This window comes from Pseudoalteromonas sp. SK18 (genome assembly GCF_001974855.1).
Lineage (GTDB): Bacteria > Pseudomonadota > Gammaproteobacteria > Enterobacterales > Alteromonadaceae > Pseudoalteromonas.
This window is the reverse complement of sequence record NZ_MTQB01000014.1, coordinates 18,442-40,521: the sequence shown is the minus strand read 5'-3', so window position 1 is coordinate 40,521 and position 22,080 is coordinate 18,442. Positions and strand designations below refer to the sequence as shown.

The following is a 22,080-nucleotide window of genomic DNA, read 5'->3' as shown; positions in this document are numbered from 1 at the left end:
AGGGATAGGGTTTGCGCAATTATAATATGGACTTTATAAGGGGCCTAGCAGTACTCGGCCTAGTATTTATTAACTGCTATTCCTTCGCAATTTTTGAACTCAATTACACGTCACTCACCACACCACCCCTTAGCGATAAGATTTTACAGACCTTAAGCCTTATATTTGTTGAAGGGCGGTTTCGCACATTATTTACGTTATTATTTGGTGCTGGTCTTTATATTCAGTTTCAGCGACAGCAATGCATCGAGCCATTAAAAAAACGCCTATATTGGCTTATTGTGTTTGGCTTAATACATGGTTTTTTACTGTGGGCGGGTGACATTTTGTTTTTATATGCAGTGTCAGCATTACTGGTATTACGCTATTTAAATTACACGGATGAAGAGCTTAAAAACAAAGCGGCCTTTTTTACTTTTATTGCTTTACTTGCCACAGCTCTGTTCATGTTAGGGCTTAATGAGGAGCCACTCTATAGAGATTCTCCCGAATTTTACCAGATATATAATAGTTATTATCAAAGTATTGGTGCTCATTTTAGCCAAAATATTACAATGAGCATTTATATGTTGCTAACAGTGCCTATTTTATTACTGTGGGCAAGTGCTGGCTTTATGCTAATTGGTATCGTTGCTTACAAATGTAATGTATTTAGTAATGGATTTAGCAGGTCGGGGCTAATTAAGTTAGTTGTGTTAAGTGTGTTACTGACTAGCTTACGATTAGTGTTAACGCCATATGATCAAGGTATTGGCTATGCGTTACAAGAGCCGGTTAATGAATTGGCTGCTTTATGCGTGGCGCTGCTTTATATTCATTTAATCGTTAAACTATGCAACAACAGCGCGCAAATAGGGGGGCTTATCCAACAGGTAGGGCGGTTAGCGTTTACTTTATACATAAGCCAAACCATTATGCAGTTATTATTGTTTAAAGTGCTTTTCCCTCAGTGGGCGCTTAGTTTTAACCGCATTGATTATTGGCTTGTCGCTATTTGCTTAGTAGTTGTACAGCTTATGTTTACTGCACTCTACTGTCGTTATTTTAAGCAAGGCCCCCTTGAATACCTATGGCGTAAATTAGCGCAAATTAAGCGCGAAAAAATAGCTTGAGTAGTTTAAACTATGCGCCTTTATATTTAAGAAGATTTGCCATATGACAGACTTAAAGCGTTTAAATAAATTTATTAGTGAAACAGGGTTTTGCTCACGCCGCGAAGCCGATAAATATATTGAGCAAGGTCGTGTTACTGTTAATGGCGAATTACCTGAAATGGGTGTTAAAGTTGCACAGGATGATGTGGTATTGGTTGATGGTAAGCCATTAAAAGAGCCACCAAAACGGGTTTACATTGCTTATAACAAACCAGTGGGTATTACCTGTACCACAGAACGAAAAATTCAAAGTAATATTGTCAAAGCGGTTAATTACCCTGACCGTATTTTTCCTATCGGTCGTCTTGATCGCCCCTCTGAAGGGCTGATTTTTTTAACCAATGAAGGCGATATCGTTAATAAGATTTTACGTGCCGGTAATAACCATGAAAAAGAATACGTGGTTACCGTTGATAAACCACTTAATCGTCAGTTTGTGAATAAAATGGCCAACGGTATTCCTATTTTAGATACTGTGACCAAAAAATGTAAAGTGACGCAAACAGGTGCCCAACAATTCACTATTATTTTGACTCAAGGTTTAAATCGTCAAATTCGTCGTATGTGTGAATATTTAGGTTACGAGGTAGTCACACTTAAACGTGTTCGCATTATGAATGTCACTCTCAAAGGGTTAAAAGTAGGGCAATGGCGGCATTTAAGTGACGCAGAAATGGCGGTTATTAACGACTCGATTGCTGATTCTGGCAAAACGCAAGAACACTCACTTTATGATGATGCTAAGCAGAGCAATTACACTGAACAAGCTAAAAAGAGTCATGCTAAACCTGCTCACAAACATGATTTTCAGGGCGGGAATCCACGTCGTGAAAATAATGACGAGCAACAAAAGCACGCTAAAAAAAGTAGCCGAAATACCCCTTATCAAAAGCGTTCAACCACGTATGTAGGAAAATCAAATACTCACAAAGCAAATCCTGCCACAGGAAATAAAACCCGCAGCAGTGGAACATTAAGCTTAAAAAAGTAAGCTTAATTGTTTTGTATTAATAATAAAAACGCAGCCTTGGCTGCGTTTTTTGTTAGCCTACTGTTTAGGGTAATCAATCCTAAATACCACAGTGTATAAAACCGGTACCACAATCAGAGTCAGTATGGTGGCAAAGCCTAAACCAAACATAATGGTGACCGCCATTGATTGGAAGAATACGTCAAATAATAATGGGATCATGCCAAGTATTGTGGTTATAGCGGCCATGGCAACAGGGCGCACACGGCTTACGCCTGAGTCAAACACTGCTTGATAGGGAGATTTACCCTCGCTGAGCTCTAAGTTTATTTGATCGACTAAAACAATGCCGTTTTTAATCAACATACCACTCAAACTTAATAAACCAAGTAGTGCCATAAAGCTAAAGGGGGCATTCATCACCAATAAACCTGCACTAACACCAATAATAGCCAGTGGCACGGTGGCCCAAATAACCAAGGGTTTTTTCACTGAGTTAAACAGTAAAACGGTAACCGCAAACATCGCTAAATAGCCCAGTGGTAACGAACCAAAAATAGCCTTTTTGGCTTTACTTGATGATTCGAACTCGCCACCCCATTGCATTTCATAGCCACGCGGTAAGTCAATTGCTTCGACTTCAGCACGAACACGAGCAAATAATTTAGCAGGTGTTTCATCACCAAGTACATCATGATCCGCCATAACAGTAATAGTACGCTTGCGGTCGCGACGCATAATTAAGCTGTCTTCCCACTCAACAATAAATTCATCAACCACTTGGGTAACCGGTACAAACACCCCTAAAACAGGGCTATAAATTTGTAAATCGTGAACACTGTCTACGTTTAAGCGCTCGCTAGCTGGTGAGCGGGCAATAATCGGTAACAGTTGCGTACCATCACGATAAACACCCACTTGTTTACCTGATAAGCTAGTCAGCAGTACTTGGTCGAGGTCAAACTTGGTGATCCCCAACCGGCGAGCTTTTTGTTCGTTAAATTGGGGGCGAATCATTTTGGTTCTTGCCCGCCAGTCATCGCGAATATTAAACGCACCCTCATCTTTGGCGATTATCTCTTTAGCTTGAGATGATAGCTGTCTTAATATGATTGGATCGGGGCCAGAAAAGCGCGCTTCTATTTTAGCATCGGTTGATGGGCCAATTTCCATCGGTTTGACTTTCAACTTTGCTGAAAGTGGATGCTGCTGTGCGTAATCGCGCACCTTTCGCATTACTTTAGCGACCGCTTCACGATTGGTTACACGAATAATTAACTGCCCATAAGCAGGGTAGGACTTTTCTGGTGCATAAGTCAGCATAAAGCGCGGCGCACCTTGGCCAACCGTACTGGTAATTTCTGTAACCAGTTCATTTTGTTGTAAATAGGCTTCGAGCTGTTTTATGCCCTCAAGAGTGGCGCGAATATCAGCGCCTTGATCTTGCCAGTAATCGACATAAAACATCGGTGTGTTCGAGGCTGGAAAAAATGATTGTTTTACCGAGCCAAAACCAACAACGGCAGAGCATAAAAGTGCGAGCATAAGGATCAAGGTAGTTTTTCTAAAACGCATGGCTAAATTTAAGGTTGCTTTGTAGCCATTGAAAATAATACCTTGATACGGGTCCTCATGCTGTTGGTTCTGCTCGTGTTTAAATTCAGTTTCTTTAAACATTAAGTGAGCAAAAAATGGCGTGAGGGTAATTGCGGTGATCCAGCTCAACAACAGCGATATAAATAACACCCAAAATAGACTACCGGCAAATTCACCACTGGCATCTGAGCTTAAACCAATAGGTGCAAAAGCAGTAATTGCTATTACTGTTGCGCCAAGTAATGGCCACTTCGTTTGATCTACGATATTAACCGCTGCTTTAAGCTTTGTTTGTCCGCGCTTTAAGTTGATCAAGATGCCTTCAGTGACAACAATAGCATTATCAACCAACATCCCTAATGCGATTATTAGCGCGCCCAGAGAAATACGTTGCAGGTCAATTGCAAACAGCTTCATAAATATAAAGGTGCCTAATACAGTCAGTAATAAAATACCGCCAATGAGAACGCCACTTTTTAAGCCCATAAAAATAAGCAGTACCACAATGACTATTGCAATGGCCTCTATTAAGCTAACAATAAAACCATCTACAGACTGCTCTACTTCTTTTGGTTGGTTATACACCGAGCTTATATCAATGCCATGAGGGCGTTGGTATTCAAGAGATGCTAAATGCTCATCTATGTGTTTACCCACATCAACAACATTCACTCCAGACATAAACGAAACACCAATCAGCAGTGCTTGCTGTTGATTATAGTGAATGACATTAGTGGGCACTTCTGCGTATTCACGATAAACCTGTGCAACATCGCCCAAATAAATGAGTTCGCTGGCACCTGGTTTTGAAATTAATAAAGTTTCCAGCTCTGTTACATCTTTAAATTCACCGGTAGGATGCAGGCGGATAGACTCATCACCGACACGAATACGTCCAGCGTTAGATACCGTATTTTGTGATTGCAGCAAGTCATAAATATGACCTGGGGCAATACCGAGCTGTGCCAGCTTTTGGGTTGATACCTCAACCATAACCTGTGGTTGCTGTTGCCCTGCGATAGCGACTTTGCTGACGCCTTTGACTAAAACCAGCTCTCGTTTTAAATAATCAACGTAGTCTTTTAATTCATCATATGAATAACCATCGCCAGTCACCGCAAACATCACGCCATAAACATCAGCAAAATCATCAATTACATTACTGGGATAAACACCACTTGGTAGTGAGGGACTGAGGTCGTTAATTTTACGACGCATTTCATCCCATATTTGTCTTAGCTCTTGTTTACGATAGCTGCTTTTCATCTCTACGGTAATTTGCGATTTACCGTTGGATGAAATGGAGGTGACATAATCAACATAGGGGAGCTGCTGAATGGCATTTTCAATTGGAAATGTCACTTCTTCTTCTACTTGCTGCGGGGATGCTCCCGGGTATAGAGTGATCACCATGGCTTTTTTTAAAGTAAATTCAGGGTCTTCCAGTTGTCCTAAATCAAAATAGGAAACACTGCCGCCAATCAATAGCAACAACGTAAACATCCAGCTAATGACCTTTTTCTCGATGGATAGTTGCGCAAAGCCCATAATTATAAGCCTCGCTCTTTATTCCAAGGGCGAACAGACATGCCTTCTTTTAAAGAGTGGACACCGGCTGAAACAACCAATTGACCTTCTTTTACGCCACTGAGTACTTCAATGGTGTCGTGGTGTAATTGCCCCACGTTCACGGCTTGTTTATGCACTGTGCTGGTTTGTTGATTAAAAACCCATACATAGGCGTTATCGCTAAGGCTTTTGTTAGGATCTGAAAATACCGACTCAATGGGTAAAATGGTGTAAGGCGTTTGTGAGCGGGTTACTTTGCTTAAATCTATGACCACTTGCCCCGACATACCCGCAAGCAAATTAAAATCTTTTGGTACCGGTAATGAAAATACGACTTTGTAGGTGAGTGTTGCCGGATCAGCTTGAGTATCCCATTCTTTTAGTGTCAGTTTATATTGCTTGTCGTGATAGCCATCAAATTCAACCATAGGTTGATATTGGGTATCTTTTTGAATACGCGCCACGATTTTTTCCGGAACCTGTATTTCTACATCCATAAAGTCGCGGGTTTCTAAACGCAGAACATTCTGTTTAGCCTGAATACTCTCAAAGTTTTTTACAAACACTTTAGCCACAATGCCTGCAAACGGTGCACGCAGTTCGCTATATTCTAAGTTTGTTTCTGCAATTTTAAAGGCTGATTCGGCGACCTGCTCATTAGCAACTGCTTGGTCAAGCTCTGATTGACTGGTGATATTTTTTTCAAACAGCTGCTTTATTCGTTTCAGCTGCGACTTAGCTAGCTCATATCGTGCTTTACGCTCGTTATATTGCAATTGAAAATCTTCAGGGTCTAATTTAGCCAATAGTTGCCCTTTTTTAACTTGTTCACCAGCTAGAACAGGAAACTCAATCAGTTCACCATTGACCCTAAAAGCAAGATAAGAGCCTTGGTTTGCAACCACCTCTGCAGGAAAGCTCCGAATGTTTGTTTGCGAATCATGGCCAATACTAAATAATTTAACGGGGCGAATAGGCGCTTCTTTAACTACTTTTTCGGGCTCCGAGCAACCTATTAAACTTAGTAATGTCGCAGATAGTAAACATAAGCGAAACAGTGGCATGATATCTCCATGATAAAAAAAGGCTAAATAAGTCAGTGCAGCATACGCTGCAAACATATAAAATAAAATTCATTAAATTTTAGAAACTCAATAAGTTTTACTTATGATGTGTTGTGTGGCCAATGAAACTTAATCAATTACAAATATTAGATGCTATTGTACAAAGCGCGAGTTTGAGTGGAGCGGCATTAAAGCTACATAAAACGCAACCGGCGTTAACATTGGCGATTAAAAACTTAGAGTCTAAGTTAGGCTTTGACCTTCTGGATCGTTCTAAATACCGTTTACAACTCACCGAAAAAGGGCGTATTTTTCACCGAGAGGCTAAACATTTGTTAACCGCTAACGATCAGCTTACTCAGCTCGCAACAGAGCTGGCATTAGGCAATGAAGCGCAATATAGAGTCTGCTACGAGCAAATTTGCCATGTGCAAAGTTATAACGAGATCATAAGTAATACTTTTAAGCATTTTTCGAGCACAGAGTTTCGTTTAACCAGTGGAAAGCGGTTTGTGTCTTTAGAACAAGTGAATACCGGTCAAGCCGAGCTTGGAATTGGGCCATGGTTTGATTTATTTCATGCTACGGGTGATTTGGAAAGTTTACCTATAGGTAAATTAGATATTGGTATCGTGGGTGCTAAAGGGGTTTTACCTAAGCAGCTTAGCTATGATGAATTACAGCTTTATCCGTGTTTGGCGATGTTTGAAAGTGGCTTGAGTATCGACAGTGACAGGCTTTCTTATTCGAAAGGGGCTGCGGTAATGAAAATAGATGACATATCTACCTTAAAGTCGTTTTTACTTTCAGGAGCGGGTTGGGCAATGATGAGTTTAGGCCATTGTAAAAAAGAAATTGCCGCTGGCTCATTACAGCAAATCATTGTAACCGACAGAGAGCATCAATTTAGCGCACAAATTAGAGCTTTTCGTCAACATGCTATGCACCATGGGCCTGTTGCGCGCAAAATTTGGCAACAATTTGAATTACTCAGCCAGGAGTACTTAAACAAGAATGGACGTTAATAAAGAAACGGTTATTTACACTATTATAGCCAGTATACCTAAAGGCTGTGTTGTCAGTTATGGCCAAGTAGCGGCGCTTGAGGGGTATCCTAATAATGCTAGGTTGGTAGGTCGTTTATTAAAAGAGATGGCAAAAGATTCGACGATCCCTTGGCATAGAGTGGTTAACAGCCAAGGTAAAATAGCGTTTGTACAGGGCAGTGCGCAGTATCAAACGCAACGAGAAAAGCTACTTTCTGAGGGCGTTACTTTTAACAATCAACGAATTAATATGGCAAAACACCGCTGGCAATAAACTAATTATCCATTTTATGTAAGTCAGTTAAAGCCCAAATTTCATCAGCAGTCCATTCGTTTAACCAAATAGGAATATCCTCAGCTTTCATGGGTTTGGCAATGCCATAACCTTGTGCTAAATGACAGCCAAGAAGCATAAGAGTTGCTGCATGCTCAGGCGTTTCTACCCCCTCAGCAATTACCTTGCGTTTAAATGATTTAGCCAGTGCAATAACGCCTTTTACTATTGCTAAGTCGTCAGAATCTTCCAGCATATCTCTAATGAAGCTTTGATCTATCTTTATTAAGCTTGCAGGTAAACGTCTTAAGTATGTGAGTGAGGAGTAACCGGTACCAAAATCATCCAACGAAAAATCAACCCCTAACGCTTTACAATCTTGCATAGTTTTAGATACATGGGTCACATCGCTCAGTGCACTGGTTTCTAGCACTTCTAGCTCTAAATTGGTTGCATTCACTTGTGGGTGCGCCAATAGTAATTCAGTTAACTTTGAAGTAAATTCAGGTTGTTGTAATTGTACTGCAGCAACATTAACACTCACTTTTATAGTTAAACTTGGCGTTAATGATTGCCATTGATTAATTTGAGTCAAGGCGGTATCAATAACCCACTCGCCAACGTCTATCATTAGTTGATTGTTTTCAATGGCTGGTAAAAACTCGATAGGGCTTAGTAAGCCACGCTCGGGATGTTGCAAGCGTATTAACGCCTCTACGCCAATCATATCGCCGGTTCGCATATCAACCTTAGGTTGATAATAAAGTACAAACCAATTGTTAGCTAAGGCCTCACGAATAAGCGTTATGCCTTTTTGCTGTGTCTTAACGGTATCACCTTGGCTAGTATCAAATAAGTGATAGCGGTTTTTGCCCATTTGTTTAGCTATATACATGGCTTGATCTGCATGGCGCATTAGTTGATCGGCATCAAAATTATCTTCAGGGTATACGGTCACCCCAATACTTGCAGAAACATTTAAGACAATGTCATTCACTGTCACCGGTTTAGCTGCTGCAGCTAATAGCCGCTCGAGCACAGGAACACAATCGGCAATTGATTCTAGATTAGTTAATACGCCAACAAATTCATCGCCACCAATACGGGCTAAGCTATCACCTTCACGCAGTGCATCTTTTAAACGGATAGAAATTGCAACAAGTAACTTATCGCCAATATCATGGCCATGTGAGTCATTTACTTGTTTAAATCCATCTAAATCTAGAAACACCACAGCCAATGAATTGTTATGACGACGGCATTGCAACATAGTTTGGCTAAGCCTATCGGCAAGCAGCACACGGTTTGGCAAGTTAGTTAATAAATCATAATGAGCAATCCGGCTAAGTTGCTCTTGTTGGCGTTTAGCTTGGGTTATATCGGTAAATATCCCTAAATAAAAGGTAACGTCGTTATCATCTGTTAACACAGAAATAGTGAGTAGCTCTGCATATAATTCGCCATTTTTTTTGCAATTCCAAATCTCCCCTTGCCAATGGCCAAACTTATTTAATTGTAGCCACATATCCTTATAGAAAGAGTCTGATTGTTTACCTGAGTTTAAAAATGCAGGGGTGCGACCAATGACCTCTTCATGGCTATAACCAGTTATCCGACAAAAAGCAGGGTTAACATCAACAATATGACGATTTACATCGGTAATGATAATGCCTTCATGGGTATCTCTAAATACGCGTGAGGATAAGTGCAGCTTTTCTTCAATTAACTTTCTCTCAGTAATATCGATTGATACACCCAACATAGTGACTGCACTACCTTGATTATCTCTTACGAGTGTTCCTTTGGTATTAAACCAACGAATTTTGCCACGTTTATTAACAATACGATGATCAACATTATATTCCTTTGCATCGTCAATGCACTGTTCTATATTTTTTATGATATCGGCACGATCATCAGGGTAAATAATGGCCAGGTATTCATTTTTAGTCATTTCTAGTTGTTTAACATTGCCGTTTATTAATCTAATACCATGTTCAGAAAAACGGATTATATTGGTTTTTATATCCCATTCCCAAGTCGCAATCCCACCTACTTTTTGACTCAGAAGAAGCCGTCTTTCGGTATCGGTAAGTGCTTTAATATTATTTTGTAGTGCATGAGTACGTTGCGTTACTTTTTTTTCTAGTTTTAGGTGACTGGCTCTTAAGCGAGTCACTAAATAAGCAGTGACTGTGGTTAAAAAGATGAACAGGGTTGCAATGGCAACACCAAATAACAGCATGCTACTATCTTTCCAGCCATTGATAGGATAAGTTTTAAATACCCAAACCCCATTTGGTACTTGTATATTAAAGTCGACAGTATTTTTTATTTTTTGTTTTTTTGAGGTAACAATAATTTGCACATCATTTGTATCGGGCATGACTTTTGAAAGCTCATAGCCAATACCTGCTTGTGGCAGTTGTGCTAAGTTAACGCTTTGGAGAATATCAGGAAAGCGTATAAGCGCAGTAGCAAACCCCCAAAACTTATTACCGTCTTGAGTGTCAAGATAGACAGGTAACCTAGCAGCAGCCCCCATTCCTCCTTGAAATAACTCAAACGGCCCTGCAAGGGTTAATTTCCCGGTTTTTTTGGCCAAAAAGGCCTCTTGAGTTCGCAGTGGATTTTCTAATACATTATTTCCTATGGCGCTTTCATTGCCTTTGAGTGGCACTACGTGTGTAAGGATACCGTTTTTGTGAAGCTGTAAAGCTGCAAGGCCAGGGTAGAGCGCTAACATTTCAGATGCAAGCTCTTCAAAGCCTTCTGTTTTACCATTTTGAGTACGAATTAAGGCCGCAATTGGGTAGGCGGCAGAAAGCGCTTGATTTAGGTTATTTCTAATGTGGTTTACGTAACTACCTGAAACCTCTCTAATAGAGATTTGCTTCTGCTGATAAATGTATTGATCAAGTAAGTAAATTGAATACACAGCGGCAAGCGTTGACATTAAAAAAGTGATCAACACCAGTCTTGCATAGATAAACAAGCTTAATATTTGTGGGCGTGTTTTAGATAATGACAATATTAATAACACCTAGCGTTGTTTGATACCAACCCGCAATAATACTTAATTAAGCGAGTTGGTATGAGCCGCGTCCATTTAAATCAATGGCGTTTTCAGTTCCTAGAAACAGTATAGCAAACAGGTTTTAGATCATGAGATAGATTTTGTTATACTTTGTCATTAATAAGTACATTTGCAGGGTATTAGTTAAAAACGCAGGTAATGAGGGGATATTTAAAAAGACTATGTGTATTGTTGCTTAATACACATAGCGGGTAATGGCAATATAATGGCTAACACATCCACCAATAACAAAGAGGTGCCAAATAGCATGGCTATATTGAGTACTTTTAGCACTATAAAAAATAGTACCTACACTATAAAATAAGCCGCCAGCTAATAGCCAATAAAGTGCATTGATAGGCACGTTTAAATAAAGCGGATACACAATGGCTAATGCAAACCATCCCATTAATAAATAAGTAGCCAGTGATACTTTCTTATTGCCATTTTTAACCAATAGCTTATAAGCGATGCCTGCAAACGCTACTGTCCAAATAAAGGCTAAGGTAGCCCAAGACCAGAGCCCAGATAACGACAGCAACAAAAAGGGCGTGTAGGTGCCTGCAATCAATAAATAGATGGCGCAATGATCACATTTTTTGTAAAACGCTCTCAACCTAGGGCGCACACTGGCGTGATAAAGCGTTGAAGATAAAAATAAAATAAATAAGCTACTGCCATATATCAAAGTACTTGCATAACTTTTAACACTGTTAGTTTGTTTAACTAAATCCCAAAAAACAAAAGCAGCAAATACAATACCTAAAGCATGACTAATAACATTTAACAGCTCTTCTTTTTTAGAATAGGGGGCTTCAACAGACATAACAGATCCTACCACTTAACTAGATTGTTTTCAGTGTACACGTGTACGCTAGAATTTTCAATTGAGAAATAACTTCCCTTAATTTACTGAGCATTAACAAACACACTATTATTTGGTTTTATTTTTTAAATTGTTGGTCAAATTTACTAATTTAGATTTTAAGCTTTTCATTTTTATTATTTTATTTAATTTAAAAACAATAACTTAACTATTTTTTTCTTTATGGCATAGCCCTTGATAGTAACTAAGTGTACTAACCAATAAACAAACAAGGAATATCATTATGAAAACTTCAATCAACATGACAATCGCTAGCTTACTTGTATTAGGCTCAACTCAGGTTAACGCGACAGAAGTCGATTTAAATATTACAGATATGCTAACTAAAACAGTGTCTACTTATGTATCACAAGCAAGCAATGAGCTTGAAAAGTCCGTTAAGGAAGCCGTTTCTTTTGATGCGCAGCTCATCCTTGATGGCTTACTTGAAACTAATCCTGTAGTTAATAATAACAACATGGATGAAAAACAACGTGTAGTAAAAGCACAACCAAAGCAGTAAAAAAAGGGAATAAAGTAATGAACAGTGAGTTCGAACTATTAGCCATTATGTTGGCGCCTGTGGCAAGTATACTAAGTGTTTATTACTTGGTTTACATGATAAAAAATGTGGGAACGAGGTTAAATTAGTAGATGCATTTACCCTGTAAAGCAATCGATGTAACTAAAGCTGATCGACTTGAATAAAGCGCACGTAAATAAAGGCAGAGTGTTTGAAAGAAGTAGACTTTATGAAACGTGCGATTTTCCCATTACCTATATTTATACTACCTGAAGGCTATACGCGATTACGCATATTTGAGCCTCGTTATTTAACGATGGTAAAAAACGCATTAAAAACCAGTAGCGGTTTTGTTTTATGTACGTTTGAGCATGACACCCCTTTGAACATAAGTGCCCAAGGTTGCTTAATGGATGTGATTGACTTTGATCAAGACGAAAGCGGTATGCTATTGATTGATGTTTTTGCATCGAAAAGTGTACAAATAGATAACGTGTATCAAGATGAGCAGGAACTTCGCCACGGTGATGTATCCGCTTGCAACACACCGTATTGGTATAACAAAGATAACCACGAAATTGGTCAGCACCACCTTTTACAAGTGGCACTGGAAGAAGTCTTTGCAAATAACCCCGATTTGCAATCGCTGTACAAAACTACCAAGTTTAATCAGCTCACGTGGATTGTTGCACGATGGCTTGAATTACTCCCCATTTCTATAGAGAAAAAACAACAACTTGCATTTGAGACTAACTTTGATAACTTGCTCAGTTTCCTCCATACTGTGATTAATAACGAATTTGCCTAAAATAATTATGATCCGCTTATAATCTTTGCTCGTAATGGTATCTACTAAAGCAATAACGGGACATTTTACTATGGTAAGTCAACAACAATCACTACGTTGTGAACCTAACACAGGTAAGTACGCTGCCATGCCAGAAACGCCAAGTACGGAACTCAGGGAAGCATTAGTTAATGTTGCTCAATCTCGCGATAAAAAATCATTCGCGTACTTGTTTGAGTATTTCGCACCAAAAATCAAACGCTTTGGCATAAAGCAGTTTGGTGTTGAAGCCCAAGCAATGGAATTAGTGCAAGAAACACTTACGTCAGTGTGGCGTAAAGCCCACCTGTATAATAGCGACAAGGGTGCGGCTACTACATGGGTTTACACAGTAATGCGTAATGCTTCTTTTGATATGCTTCGTAAAATGAAAAGTAACAAAGAAGAAAACATAAGCGAAGATATCTGGCCGTTATTGAACGAATCTGAAGATACAAACCACGAGTATAGTGACCACCTTGAAGATCAACAAATAAAGCGTTACCTAGATAAATTGCCACAAGCGCAAAGAGAAGTGGTACGCGGTGTTTATTTTCAAGATATGTCGCAAGAGCAGCTTGCTCAACAATTAAACATTCCAGTAGGCACGGTAAAATCACGATTACGTTTAGCCTTGCAGAAATTACGTAATGAAATGGGAGATCAGCATGATTAAACATCACCCGAGTGAAACACTACTGACACAATACTGTGCAGCAACACTTCCAGCATCACTTAGCCTTGCAGTATCAATACATGTTGATATGTGCCCTTTGTGCCAAGCAAAAGTTGAAAAACTTGAGGCAAGTAATGCGCATGCAGTTTTTAGTGACAATATGGATGTGACAACTGTTGAACAAACAGACGATATAATTGAATCAAGTTTACTTGATATGATCACTGCCGATGACTCGATTGATGAAGTATATTCTGTTGAACCGGTTAGTATTAGCGTCAACGAACATAACTACATCTTACCGAGGGCTCTTACACGTATTTCGCATGGCAAATTTACTCAAGTGGGTAAGCTTGCGCGTTCTCGTATAGCGCTTGATGATGGTCATTTACGTTCAAGTTTGTTACATATAGATGCTGGTGGAGAAATTCCAGAGCATACGCATACTGGATTTGAGGTTACCCTACTTCTTGATGGTGAATTTACAGACGAAGAGGGTAGTTATGTGCCTGGTGATTTTATTTGGCAAGATGGCCGTCACCAACATACTCCCCTAACAAAAGAGGGATGTTTGTGCTTTACTGTTGTTAGCAGTGCGCTACATTTCAATAAAGGACTTAGCAAGTTACTTAACCCAATTGGTGGCTTGATCTATTAAGAGAATATATGCAAACAGATACAATAAAAATAGGCATTAGTGCCTGCTTAGCAGGCGAAAAGGTTAGATTTGACAGTGGTCATAAAAAATCCAATTTTTGTATGGAAGAGCTGGCCAAGCATGTTGAATATAAAATGTATTGTCCTGAGGTTGCTGTAGGTTTACCCATACCTCGCCCGACAATTCGTCAAGTAAGAACTGCTGATACTATTAAAGTGTGTCGACCAGATGGAACCGGTGATGTTGGCCCTCAACTGACAGAATATGGTAAAAAAATAGCCACAGAACAAGCAGGCCATCTTAGCGGATTCGTTTTTTGTGCAAAGAGTCCAAGCTGTGGCATGGAACGCGTCAAAATATACAATGAGGCAGGAACGGGTAACACGTCTGAGGGAATTGGTTTTTTTGCTGAACAGATTATGAAGAATAATCCTTTATTACCTTGTGAAGAAAATGGCCGCTTAAATGATGTTCATTTACGCGAGAACTTTGTAATGCGTGTTTATACGTTGTATAACTGGCAGCAACTCGTTAAAGAGCCTGTTACAGTTCATCGCCTTACTCAGTTTCATGCTCAATACAAATACTTGTTAATGGCTCATAACTATCAGGCTTACCGTGATTTAGGTCACTTACTTGGTACGTTTGTAGGTGATGACGTAAATGCACTCGCCGATGAGTACATTCTGGGTTTAATGACAGCGCTTAAACGACCTGCTTCAAGAAAAAATAATTCAAATACGCTAATGCATTTACAAGGATACTTCAAAAAAGATTTATCAAAAATCGAAAAAGAAGAAATGCGTGAAGCGATTGAAGAATATCGCCAGGGTTTAGTGCCGCTTTATGTACCACTGACTTTGCTTAAACACCATTTAAAGGTTCATCCAAATGAGTATTTAAGCAAGCAAATTTACTTTAACCCTTATCCTAATGAACTTAAGTTACGTTACGGTTTGTAATGAAAACACTATTTTGGTTTAGGCGCGATTTGCGCCTTTTTTCTAACGAAGCGCTTATTGAAGCGTTAAATAATGGTGCTAAACACGCCATTTTTTTTGTGTGCGAAAAACAATGGGCAGAGCATAATACCGCAGCCATTCAAATTGACTTACTTAAACGCAGAGTGAGTTATATTCGCGAAAAACTTGCCAAATACGGCGTTAATTTACATGTAATAAACGCTCCTTTTTTTGCCGATTGCCAAACTAAACTTCTCGATTTTTGTCAGCAGCATGAGATTAAACATATTATAGCCAATACTGAGTACGAGCTTAATGAGTTTAATAGGGACAAAGCGATTCGAGAACAGTGCGACCAACAGCAAATAACGTTTACTTTATACGAGGGTGAAATAATTGCTCCCGTAGGCACTGTGCGTACTCAAAATAATGAAATGTATAAAGTATTTACACCGTTCAAACGTGCGTGGTTAAAGCAGTATCAAGATACACATTTTAGTTTATTGCAGTGGCCGTTATCTGAAGAGCCGATAGAAATCGAACCATGTGAGTCACTCTGTGGTGATGAAAGCTCAAAAAAATGGCCTGTTGACGATGAGACCTTATCAACCGTAGTTGATAATTTTATTCACGATAAATTAGCAAGTTATGATGATGTACGTGACATACCAAGCGTAAAAGGGACCTCGGGTTTAAGCCCCTACTTAGCCCTCGGGGTTGTTAGTAGTAAGCAATTAATGGTTAATATACAACAACATTATCCCGATATACTCACTACTTCTAAAAGTAAAACATTTACCTGGGTTAACGAACTCATTTGGCGTGAATTCTATAAACATTTAATTGCCGAATTTCCTAAATTATCACGCGGTGCTAACTTTAACGAAAAGTACGATAGTGTGTGTTGGCGTGACAGTGACGCTGAGTTTAAGCAATGGTGCGAAGGCCGTACAGGTTATCCGCTTGTTGATGCAGCTATGCAACAGCTTTTGCAAACAGGCTGGATGCATAATCGTTTGAGAATGGTGGTTGCAAGTTTTTTAACTAAACATCTACTGATTGATTGGCGTAAAGGCGAGCAGTTTTTTATGCAGCATCTTATTGATGGCGATTTAGCCTCAAACAATGGCGGCTGGCAATGGGCTGCAAGTACCGGATGTGACGCTCAACCTTACTTTAGAGTATTCAATCCTATCACCCAAAGTGAACGCTTTGATCCAAGTGGTGATTTTATTCGTAAATATCTGCCTGAATTAGAAAAAGTGCCAGATAAACACATTCATTTCCCACATACTTACTTAGCAGCAACGGGGCAAAATGAACACTGTTACTGGCCGGCAATTGTTGATCATAAAGCGGCACGAGCGAGGGCTTTAGCTGCATTTAAGGTGTGATATGGATAACCAATTATCAGTCGATAAATTTGTAGAAATATACCAAAAGCTTGATAAAGATAACCTAGACTTATTAACTGAAATTTACGCTCAAAACATTCACTTTATAGATCCGCTGCATGAGATTAATGGCCTTGAAGATTTAAGACGTTATTTTTGTGGTTTATATAGTAATGTTAAGCATTGTCGATTTGACATAACCGATTCATTTACCAACGATAATAATGCATTTGTATACTGGACAATGCATTATTCTCACCCAAAACTTAATGCAGGTAATACAATTTCAGTGCAAGGGCACAGTAAACTCGTTTTCGAAGGTGAAAAAATTATTAATCACCGAGATTACTTTAACGCTGGAGAGCTTTTGTATAAGCATATTCCATTACTGGGCAACATTATTAATTTTATTGATAAAAGGGCTGGTTAATTATGATTACGCTTATTACAGGTGCAACATCAGGTATAGGTGAACAACTTGCAATAAAGTATGCTGAGCAGGGCGACACAGTCATTGCGTGTGGACGAAATACGCAAAAGCTCGCTGAACTTGCAAAACATAACAACATAGAAACCTGCCAATTTGATGCAACTAACTTGCAAGATATTAAAGCTGCGACCCTAGGTTACCCACAATTTGACCGTGTTATTCTTAACGCTGGTAATTGCGAGTATGTTGATGATGCTCGTAATTTTGATAGTGCCCTTTTTGAGCGTGTTATCAATGTTAACTTACTCTCTATGGCTTATTGCTTAGAAGCACTACTACCTAAAATAACATCAGGCGGCCAGTTAGTGATGGTTAGTTCGAGTGTTACTTACTTACCTTTACCTCGGTCAGAAGCTTATGGCGCATCAAAGGCGGGCGTGAGTTATTTAGCTAAAACCTTGGCAGTGGATTTAAATGATGTTGATGTAACACTAGTCCATCCTGGTTTTGTAAAAACCCCGCTTACTGATAAAAATGATTTTCCTATGCCTATGGCTGTTAGCGCTGAAAAAGCGGCTGATTACATTATAAAAGGCGTTAAAAAGCGTCGTAAAGAAGTTCATTTTCCGTATCGTTTCACACTTATATTAAAAGCATTGCGAATATTGCCACTTTCGCTTTGGCTTAAAATTGCAAAAGGATTAACCCGTTGAAAAAAATAGCAATAATTGGGACTGGCGTATCAGGTTTAACCTGCGGACACCTATTGCACAAGCATTATGATGTCACTCTATTTGAAAAGAATGATTATATTGGTGGCCACACTGCCACGGTAGATGTAAATCACAGTGGTATCAACTATGCGGTTGATACCGGTTTTATTGTATTTAACGATAGAACATATCCTTACTTTGAAAAGCTGCTTGAGCGCATCGGTGTAAAACGTAAACCAACACAAATGAGCTTTAGCGTTCACAACGAAGCTACGGGCTTTGAGTACAATGGGCATACATTTACAAGTTTGTTTGCTCAGCGTAGAAACATAGTTAGACCTAAGTTTTGGCGTTTGTTATACGATATCGTGCGTTTTAACAAACTGTGTAAGGCTTTGTATGAAAAAGGCCAATACACTGAGCAATCACTCGGTGAGTTGCTAAAACAGCATCGCTTTAATGACTTCTTTAAATACCACTACATTTTGCCAATGGGTGCAGCTATTTGGTCTACTAGTATTAAAGAGATGGAAAACGTGGGCGTGGAATTTTTTGTAAAATTCTTTTTTAATCATGGTTTATTAGATATTACTAATCGTCCACAATGGTATGTTATTCCGGGTGGTTCTCGTGAATACATCAAACCTCTGATCGCCGGCTTTGCTGATAAAATACAACTAAACACTCACATAAAATCGGTAACCAGAGATGAGCAGGGTGCAACAATTACTTTTGCTGATGGTGAGCAAGCTGTGTTTGATAAAGTTATTTTCGCGTGTCATTCAGATCAAGCGTTAGCGTTACTTGGTGATGCCTGCGAGCAAGAAAGCAAAGTGTTGGGTGCTATCCCATACACAGAGAATTCGGTGGTGTTACATACAGATGTATCATTATTACCAGATAGGAAAGCTGCGTGGGCGAGTTGGAATTATTTACTAAATAATAATACCGACAAAGCCGCTGTGGTTACGTATCAAATGAACATACTGCAAGGGATAGACTCTGATACCCAATTTTGTGTCACTTTAAATCACTTAGAAGGGATCAACCAAAGTAAGATTTTACGTGAATTTACCTATCACCACCCCGTGTTTAATCAACAATCAATTGCTGCTCAGCAACTGAAGAGTACGGTTGATGGTCAAAACAATACCTATTTTTGTGGTGCCTATTGGTATAACGGCTTTCATGAAGATGGCGTACGTAGTGCCGTCGATGTTGCAAAGCAACTTGGAGTAGAGTTTGACTAATGCAGTGTATTTAGGCGATGTAAAGCATCGCCGTTTTGCTGTAAAACACCATGCGTTTAATTACCCACTTTATATGATGTGGGTTGATTTAAATAATACTCACGCGCTCAATGGCGTCCACAAACAGCTCGGTACTTCAGGATTTAAAGCATTAAAGTTTGAGCAATCTGATTATTTAAAGGGGTTACTCGATAGTCAACATCAGCCCATTATAGAGCGTGCCCATGCGCAGCTAGCCCAGCTGGGCGTAGATGAAAAATTTAGCCATGTATACCTGCTAGGGCAATTACGCTGTTTGGGCATTTATTTCAGCCCTGTAAACTTTTATTTTTTTGGTCATCAAGATAATGAATTTAGCTACATGGTGGCTGAGGTGAGTAATACTCCATGGAATGAGCGACATTACTACTTGGTTCCCCTACAAAAAAAAGTGAACTTTAAGAAAGTATTTTCCGTATCACCTTTTATGAATTTAGATATGAACTATCATTGGACAGTACGTCAAAAGAAAGACAATATACTGATTCGTATAGAAAATAAGCGCGATGAAGAACTGCTTTTTGATGCTTCATTAAGGTTGCAGCGTCAACCATTGTGCAATGTTCAAATGAGCAAGCTGTTAAAGCGTTTTCCTGCGATGACTTGGTCTATTTTCAGAGGTATTTACTATCAGGCATTTAAATTGTTTGTTAAAAAAGTCCCATTTTTAGGTCATTCAGGCAAACTTTAAAATTTTAATTTATGTTGTTTAACAAGTAATAACAATAATATAGGTAAGTATATGGAAAAGGTATCGAGCTTACGCGTTCAGGAACGCACTAGTTGGTTTACTAACTTGTATAAAAAGTTAGTGTTTAAAGCGTTCTCGTCAATTGAAACGGGCCAAATAGTACTGGTTGAGAATAACCAGCAGTATGTATTTGGAGATGCGTCTTCAGAGCTTAAAGTAACGGTAACCGTAAACGATAACGCCATGTATAAAGCGTTCGCACTTTCAGGTAGTGTGGGTGCAGGTGAGTCATACATTTTAGGGCAATGGCAATGTGACAATTTAACCCGCTTAATCGAAATTTTTGCGATTAACCAAGATCAGTTAGATGCGTTTGAAAAGAAATTTGCGTTCTTTAGCAATATCGCCCACCGTATAAACCATATAAAAAACAAAAACTCTCATGCAGGTTCAAAAAAGAATATTGTTGCTCACTATGACTTAGGCAACGACTTATATGAGTCTTTCTTAAGTAAAGAAATGCTATATTCGAGCGCGGTCTACCCAAGCAAAGACGCCACTCTTGAACAAGCGCAGCAATACAAACTTCAACGTATTTGTGAACAAGTTGAATTACAGCAAGGTGACACAGTTATTGAAATTGGTACAGGGTGGGGGGCATTTGCCATTTATGCCGCAACTCATTATGACTGTCATGTAACCACCACCACTATTTCTGATGAACAACACGACTATGTTGCTGATAAAGTTAAACAGCTTGGACTCGAAAGCAAAATCACTTTACTCAAACAAGACTACCGTCTATTGACTGGAAAATACGATAAGCTGGTCTCAATAGAGATGATTGAGGCAGTAGGTCATGACTACTTACCTAGCTTCTTTACCAAGTGTGGTGAGTTATTAAAAGATGACGGTGCCATGCTTATTCAAGCAATTACGATTAGCGATCAGCGTTATCAACATTACTTAAAAAATTCAGACTTTATACAACAGTATATTTTCCCTGGTGGGTGTTTGCCTTCGCTTAATGAAATGAGTGAACAAATTAAAAATAACACCGATATGAATATCCACACCATCAATGATATTGGTGCTCACTATGCCCGCACTCTTGCCGATTGGCGTGAGCGTTTTATTGCCAGCTGGCCAGAGCTTGATAGCGATAAGTTTGATGATCGTTTCTATCGCTTATGGCTATTTTACCTTGCCTATTGTGAGGGGGCATTCAGAACTCGAGCCACCAGTACTGTGCATTTAATGGCACGCAAACCCCGATTTACGAGTAGTAATGATGAGATTGCACTCGCTTATTAACTTTGTGCTGTTTCAGGTAGTGTGGTTTATGTGCCTGCTACTTGAACAGGACTCATTAGTTTTTTCTGCTGTAGTCATAGTGTTGATGTTTTACTTATCAGCACAAAAAAAACAAGATGCTTTACTGGTTTTAAAAGCCCTGCCATTGGCTCTATTGTGTGAGTTTATTGCGGTTCAGTTAGGTCTATTTGAGTTTAAAGTTGATCCGTTTCCATTATGGCTGGTGTTTTTATGGATCGCATTAGTGCTGTGTATTAACACCTCAATGTCGTTTCTAACTAAGCTTAAACCGTGGCAAGCATTTTGTGTGTGTTTGTTATTCGCGCCAGGCAGTTATTGGGCTGGTTCGCGATTTGATGTACTAGAATTAGGGATGCCACTGTGGCAGTTTTGGCCACTTTACGGTGCTTTATGGGCTGCAACATTTACCCTTATTTTATTTATAAACGGTAAAATAGGCGCGTTTGTTAAGCAATAAAATGATACTGCTTGGAGGTAACGATGAAAACGCTTTTAAATTTACTTATGGTCTATGCTTTACTCAACTCTGTTGCTTACGCTGACACCCAATTTAATAAGGTGGGCGAAGCCCGCATGGAATATCTGTTTTGGGATGTTTATGATGCAACGCTTTACACACCCTCTGGTACTTATACTGCCAAGCAAACGCCTGTTAAATTTACCTTAACCTACTTGCGCGATTTTGACGCTAAAGACATTGTAAAAGCGACTAATGAACAGTGGCAACATTTAGGCAAACCTCAACTTTCAGCTCGCTATGCAGATAAATTACTCTCGATATGGCCAAATATTAAAAAAGGTGAATCGTTAACCTTGCTGACTGATCAGCAAGGACACAGCACTTTTTTTCATAACGATAACCAAATAGGCCGTATTGATGATGCCACGTTTGCTGAAGATTTTTTAGCTATTTGGTTAAGTGAAAATACGTCGGAACCATCAATTAGAAATCAACTACTAGGGATTTAA

General features: G+C 39.3%; 21 protein-coding genes. 17 read left to right on the top strand and 4 right to left on the bottom strand.

Annotation, left to right across the window (positions count from 1 at the left end; all coding sequences use genetic code 11):
• Window positions 1–26: 26 nt before the first annotated feature.
• Entirely contained in the window at window positions 27–1,112 is a 1,086-nt protein-coding gene (locus BW139_RS11475) for a DUF418 domain-containing protein (RefSeq protein WP_076919749.1), read from the top strand.
• 43 nt (window positions 1,113–1,155) lie between these two features.
• On the top strand, window positions 1,156–2,145 hold the full coding sequence (gene rluF / locus BW139_RS11470; RefSeq protein ID WP_076919748.1) for a 23S rRNA pseudouridine(2604) synthase RluF: 990 nt from the start codon (window positions 1,156–1,158) through the stop codon (window positions 2,143–2,145).
• 57 nt (window positions 2,146–2,202) lie between these two features.
• On the opposite strand, the gene BW139_RS11465 is transcribed toward rluF, so the two are convergent.
• Together BW139_RS11465 and BW139_RS11460 are read right to left on the bottom strand one after the other, a co-directional pair.
• Window positions 2,203–5,268 (bottom strand): efflux RND transporter permease subunit, encoded by a 3,066-nt coding sequence (locus BW139_RS11465; protein WP_008112527.1) that lies wholly within the window; start codon window positions 5,266–5,268, stop codon window positions 2,203–2,205.
• Window positions 5,269–5,270: 2 nt separating this feature from the next.
• Complete coding sequence (locus BW139_RS11460; protein WP_076919747.1) at window positions 5,271–6,353, bottom strand: efflux RND transporter periplasmic adaptor subunit; 1,083 nt, start codon at window positions 6,351–6,353, stop codon at window positions 5,271–5,273.
• Window positions 6,354–6,475: 122 nt separating this feature from the next.
• Between BW139_RS11460 and BW139_RS11455 the strand changes: the two genes are divergently transcribed.
• On the top strand, window positions 6,476–7,378 hold the full coding sequence (locus BW139_RS11455) for a LysR family transcriptional regulator (RefSeq protein WP_076919746.1): 903 nt from the start codon (window positions 6,476–6,478) through the stop codon (window positions 7,376–7,378).
• Window positions 7,368–7,673 carry an MGMT family protein gene (locus tag BW139_RS11450; RefSeq protein ID WP_076919745.1) on the top strand — a complete coding sequence of 102 codons (306 nt, stop codon included), beginning with the start codon at window positions 7,368–7,370 and terminating at the stop codon, window positions 7,671–7,673. The genes BW139_RS11455 and BW139_RS11450 overlap by 11 nt, the downstream gene beginning before the upstream one ends.
• Window position 7,674: 1 nt before the next feature.
• Here the strand turns inward: BW139_RS11450 and BW139_RS11445 are convergent, their stop codons facing one another.
• Both BW139_RS11445 and BW139_RS11440 read right to left on the bottom strand, forming a co-directional pair.
• Window positions 7,675–10,704: an EAL domain-containing protein gene (locus tag BW139_RS11445; RefSeq protein ID WP_008112534.1), complete on the bottom strand. Its 3,030-nt coding sequence runs from the start codon at window positions 10,702–10,704 to the stop codon at window positions 7,675–7,677.
• Window positions 10,705–10,945: 241 nt separating this feature from the next.
• Window positions 10,946–11,575 (bottom strand): hemolysin III family protein, encoded by a 630-nt coding sequence (locus BW139_RS11440; protein ID WP_008112536.1) that lies wholly within the window; start codon window positions 11,573–11,575, stop codon window positions 10,946–10,948.
• A gap of 283 nt (window positions 11,576–11,858) precedes the next feature.
• On the opposite strand from BW139_RS11440, the gene BW139_RS11435 reads away from it, so the two are divergent.
• The 13 genes from BW139_RS11435 to BW139_RS11375 all read left to right on the top strand — a co-directional run bounded on the left by BW139_RS11435 (window position 11,859) and on the right by BW139_RS11375 (window position 22,080).
• Complete coding sequence (locus BW139_RS11435; protein WP_008112538.1) at window positions 11,859–12,137, top strand: hypothetical protein; 279 nt, start codon at window positions 11,859–11,861, stop codon at window positions 12,135–12,137.
• 229 nt (window positions 12,138–12,366) lie between these two features.
• Window positions 12,367–12,945, top strand: coding sequence for an LON peptidase substrate-binding domain-containing protein (locus BW139_RS11430; protein ID WP_036933580.1), 579 nt, complete (start codon window positions 12,367–12,369; stop codon window positions 12,943–12,945).
• 70 nt (window positions 12,946–13,015) lie between these two features.
• Window positions 13,016–13,639, top strand: coding sequence for a sigma-70 family RNA polymerase sigma factor (locus BW139_RS11425; protein ID WP_008112542.1), 624 nt, complete (start codon window positions 13,016–13,018; stop codon window positions 13,637–13,639).
• Window positions 13,632–14,297 carry a ChrR family anti-sigma-E factor gene (locus tag BW139_RS11420; RefSeq protein WP_008466638.1) on the top strand — a complete coding sequence of 222 codons (666 nt, stop codon included), beginning with the start codon at window positions 13,632–13,634 and terminating at the stop codon, window positions 14,295–14,297. The genes BW139_RS11425 and BW139_RS11420 overlap by 8 nt, the downstream gene beginning before the upstream one ends.
• Window positions 14,298–14,305: 8 nt before the next feature.
• Entirely contained in the window at window positions 14,306–15,259 is a 954-nt protein-coding gene (locus BW139_RS11415; RefSeq protein ID WP_076919744.1) for a DUF523 and DUF1722 domain-containing protein, read from the top strand.
• Window positions 15,259–16,653 carry a deoxyribodipyrimidine photo-lyase gene (gene phrB, locus BW139_RS11410; RefSeq protein WP_076919743.1) on the top strand — a complete coding sequence of 465 codons (1,395 nt, stop codon included), beginning with the start codon at window positions 15,259–15,261 and terminating at the stop codon, window positions 16,651–16,653. Before BW139_RS11415 ends, phrB begins: the two co-directional genes overlap by 1 nt.
• Before the next feature lies 1 nt (window position 16,654).
• Window positions 16,655–17,083, top strand: coding sequence for a nuclear transport factor 2 family protein (locus BW139_RS11405; RefSeq protein WP_008112549.1), 429 nt, complete (start codon window positions 16,655–16,657; stop codon window positions 17,081–17,083).
• 2 nt (window positions 17,084–17,085) lie between these two features.
• On the top strand, window positions 17,086–17,796 hold the full coding sequence (locus BW139_RS11400; protein WP_076919742.1) for an SDR family NAD(P)-dependent oxidoreductase: 711 nt from the start codon (window positions 17,086–17,088) through the stop codon (window positions 17,794–17,796).
• Window positions 17,793–19,046, top strand: a complete 1,254-nt coding sequence (locus BW139_RS11395) for an NAD(P)/FAD-dependent oxidoreductase (protein ID WP_076919741.1) — start codon at window positions 17,793–17,795, stop codon at window positions 19,044–19,046. The genes BW139_RS11400 and BW139_RS11395 overlap by 4 nt, the downstream gene beginning before the upstream one ends.
• Window positions 19,039–19,776, top strand: a complete 738-nt coding sequence (locus tag BW139_RS11390; RefSeq protein ID WP_008112552.1) for a DUF1365 domain-containing protein — start codon at window positions 19,039–19,041, stop codon at window positions 19,774–19,776. Before BW139_RS11395 ends, BW139_RS11390 begins: the two co-directional genes overlap by 8 nt.
• Before the next feature lie 51 nt (window positions 19,777–19,827).
• Window positions 19,828–21,090: a cyclopropane-fatty-acyl-phospholipid synthase family protein gene (locus BW139_RS11385; protein WP_076919740.1), complete on the top strand. Its 1,263-nt coding sequence runs from the start codon at window positions 19,828–19,830 to the stop codon at window positions 21,088–21,090.
• Window positions 21,068–21,568, top strand: coding sequence for a DUF2878 domain-containing protein (locus BW139_RS11380; protein ID WP_076919739.1), 501 nt, complete (start codon window positions 21,068–21,070; stop codon window positions 21,566–21,568). The genes BW139_RS11385 and BW139_RS11380 overlap by 23 nt, the downstream gene beginning before the upstream one ends.
• A 23-nt stretch (window positions 21,569–21,591) precedes the next feature.
• Window positions 21,592–22,080 (top strand): chalcone isomerase family protein, encoded by a 489-nt coding sequence (locus tag BW139_RS11375; protein ID WP_076919738.1) that lies wholly within the window; start codon window positions 21,592–21,594, stop codon window positions 22,078–22,080.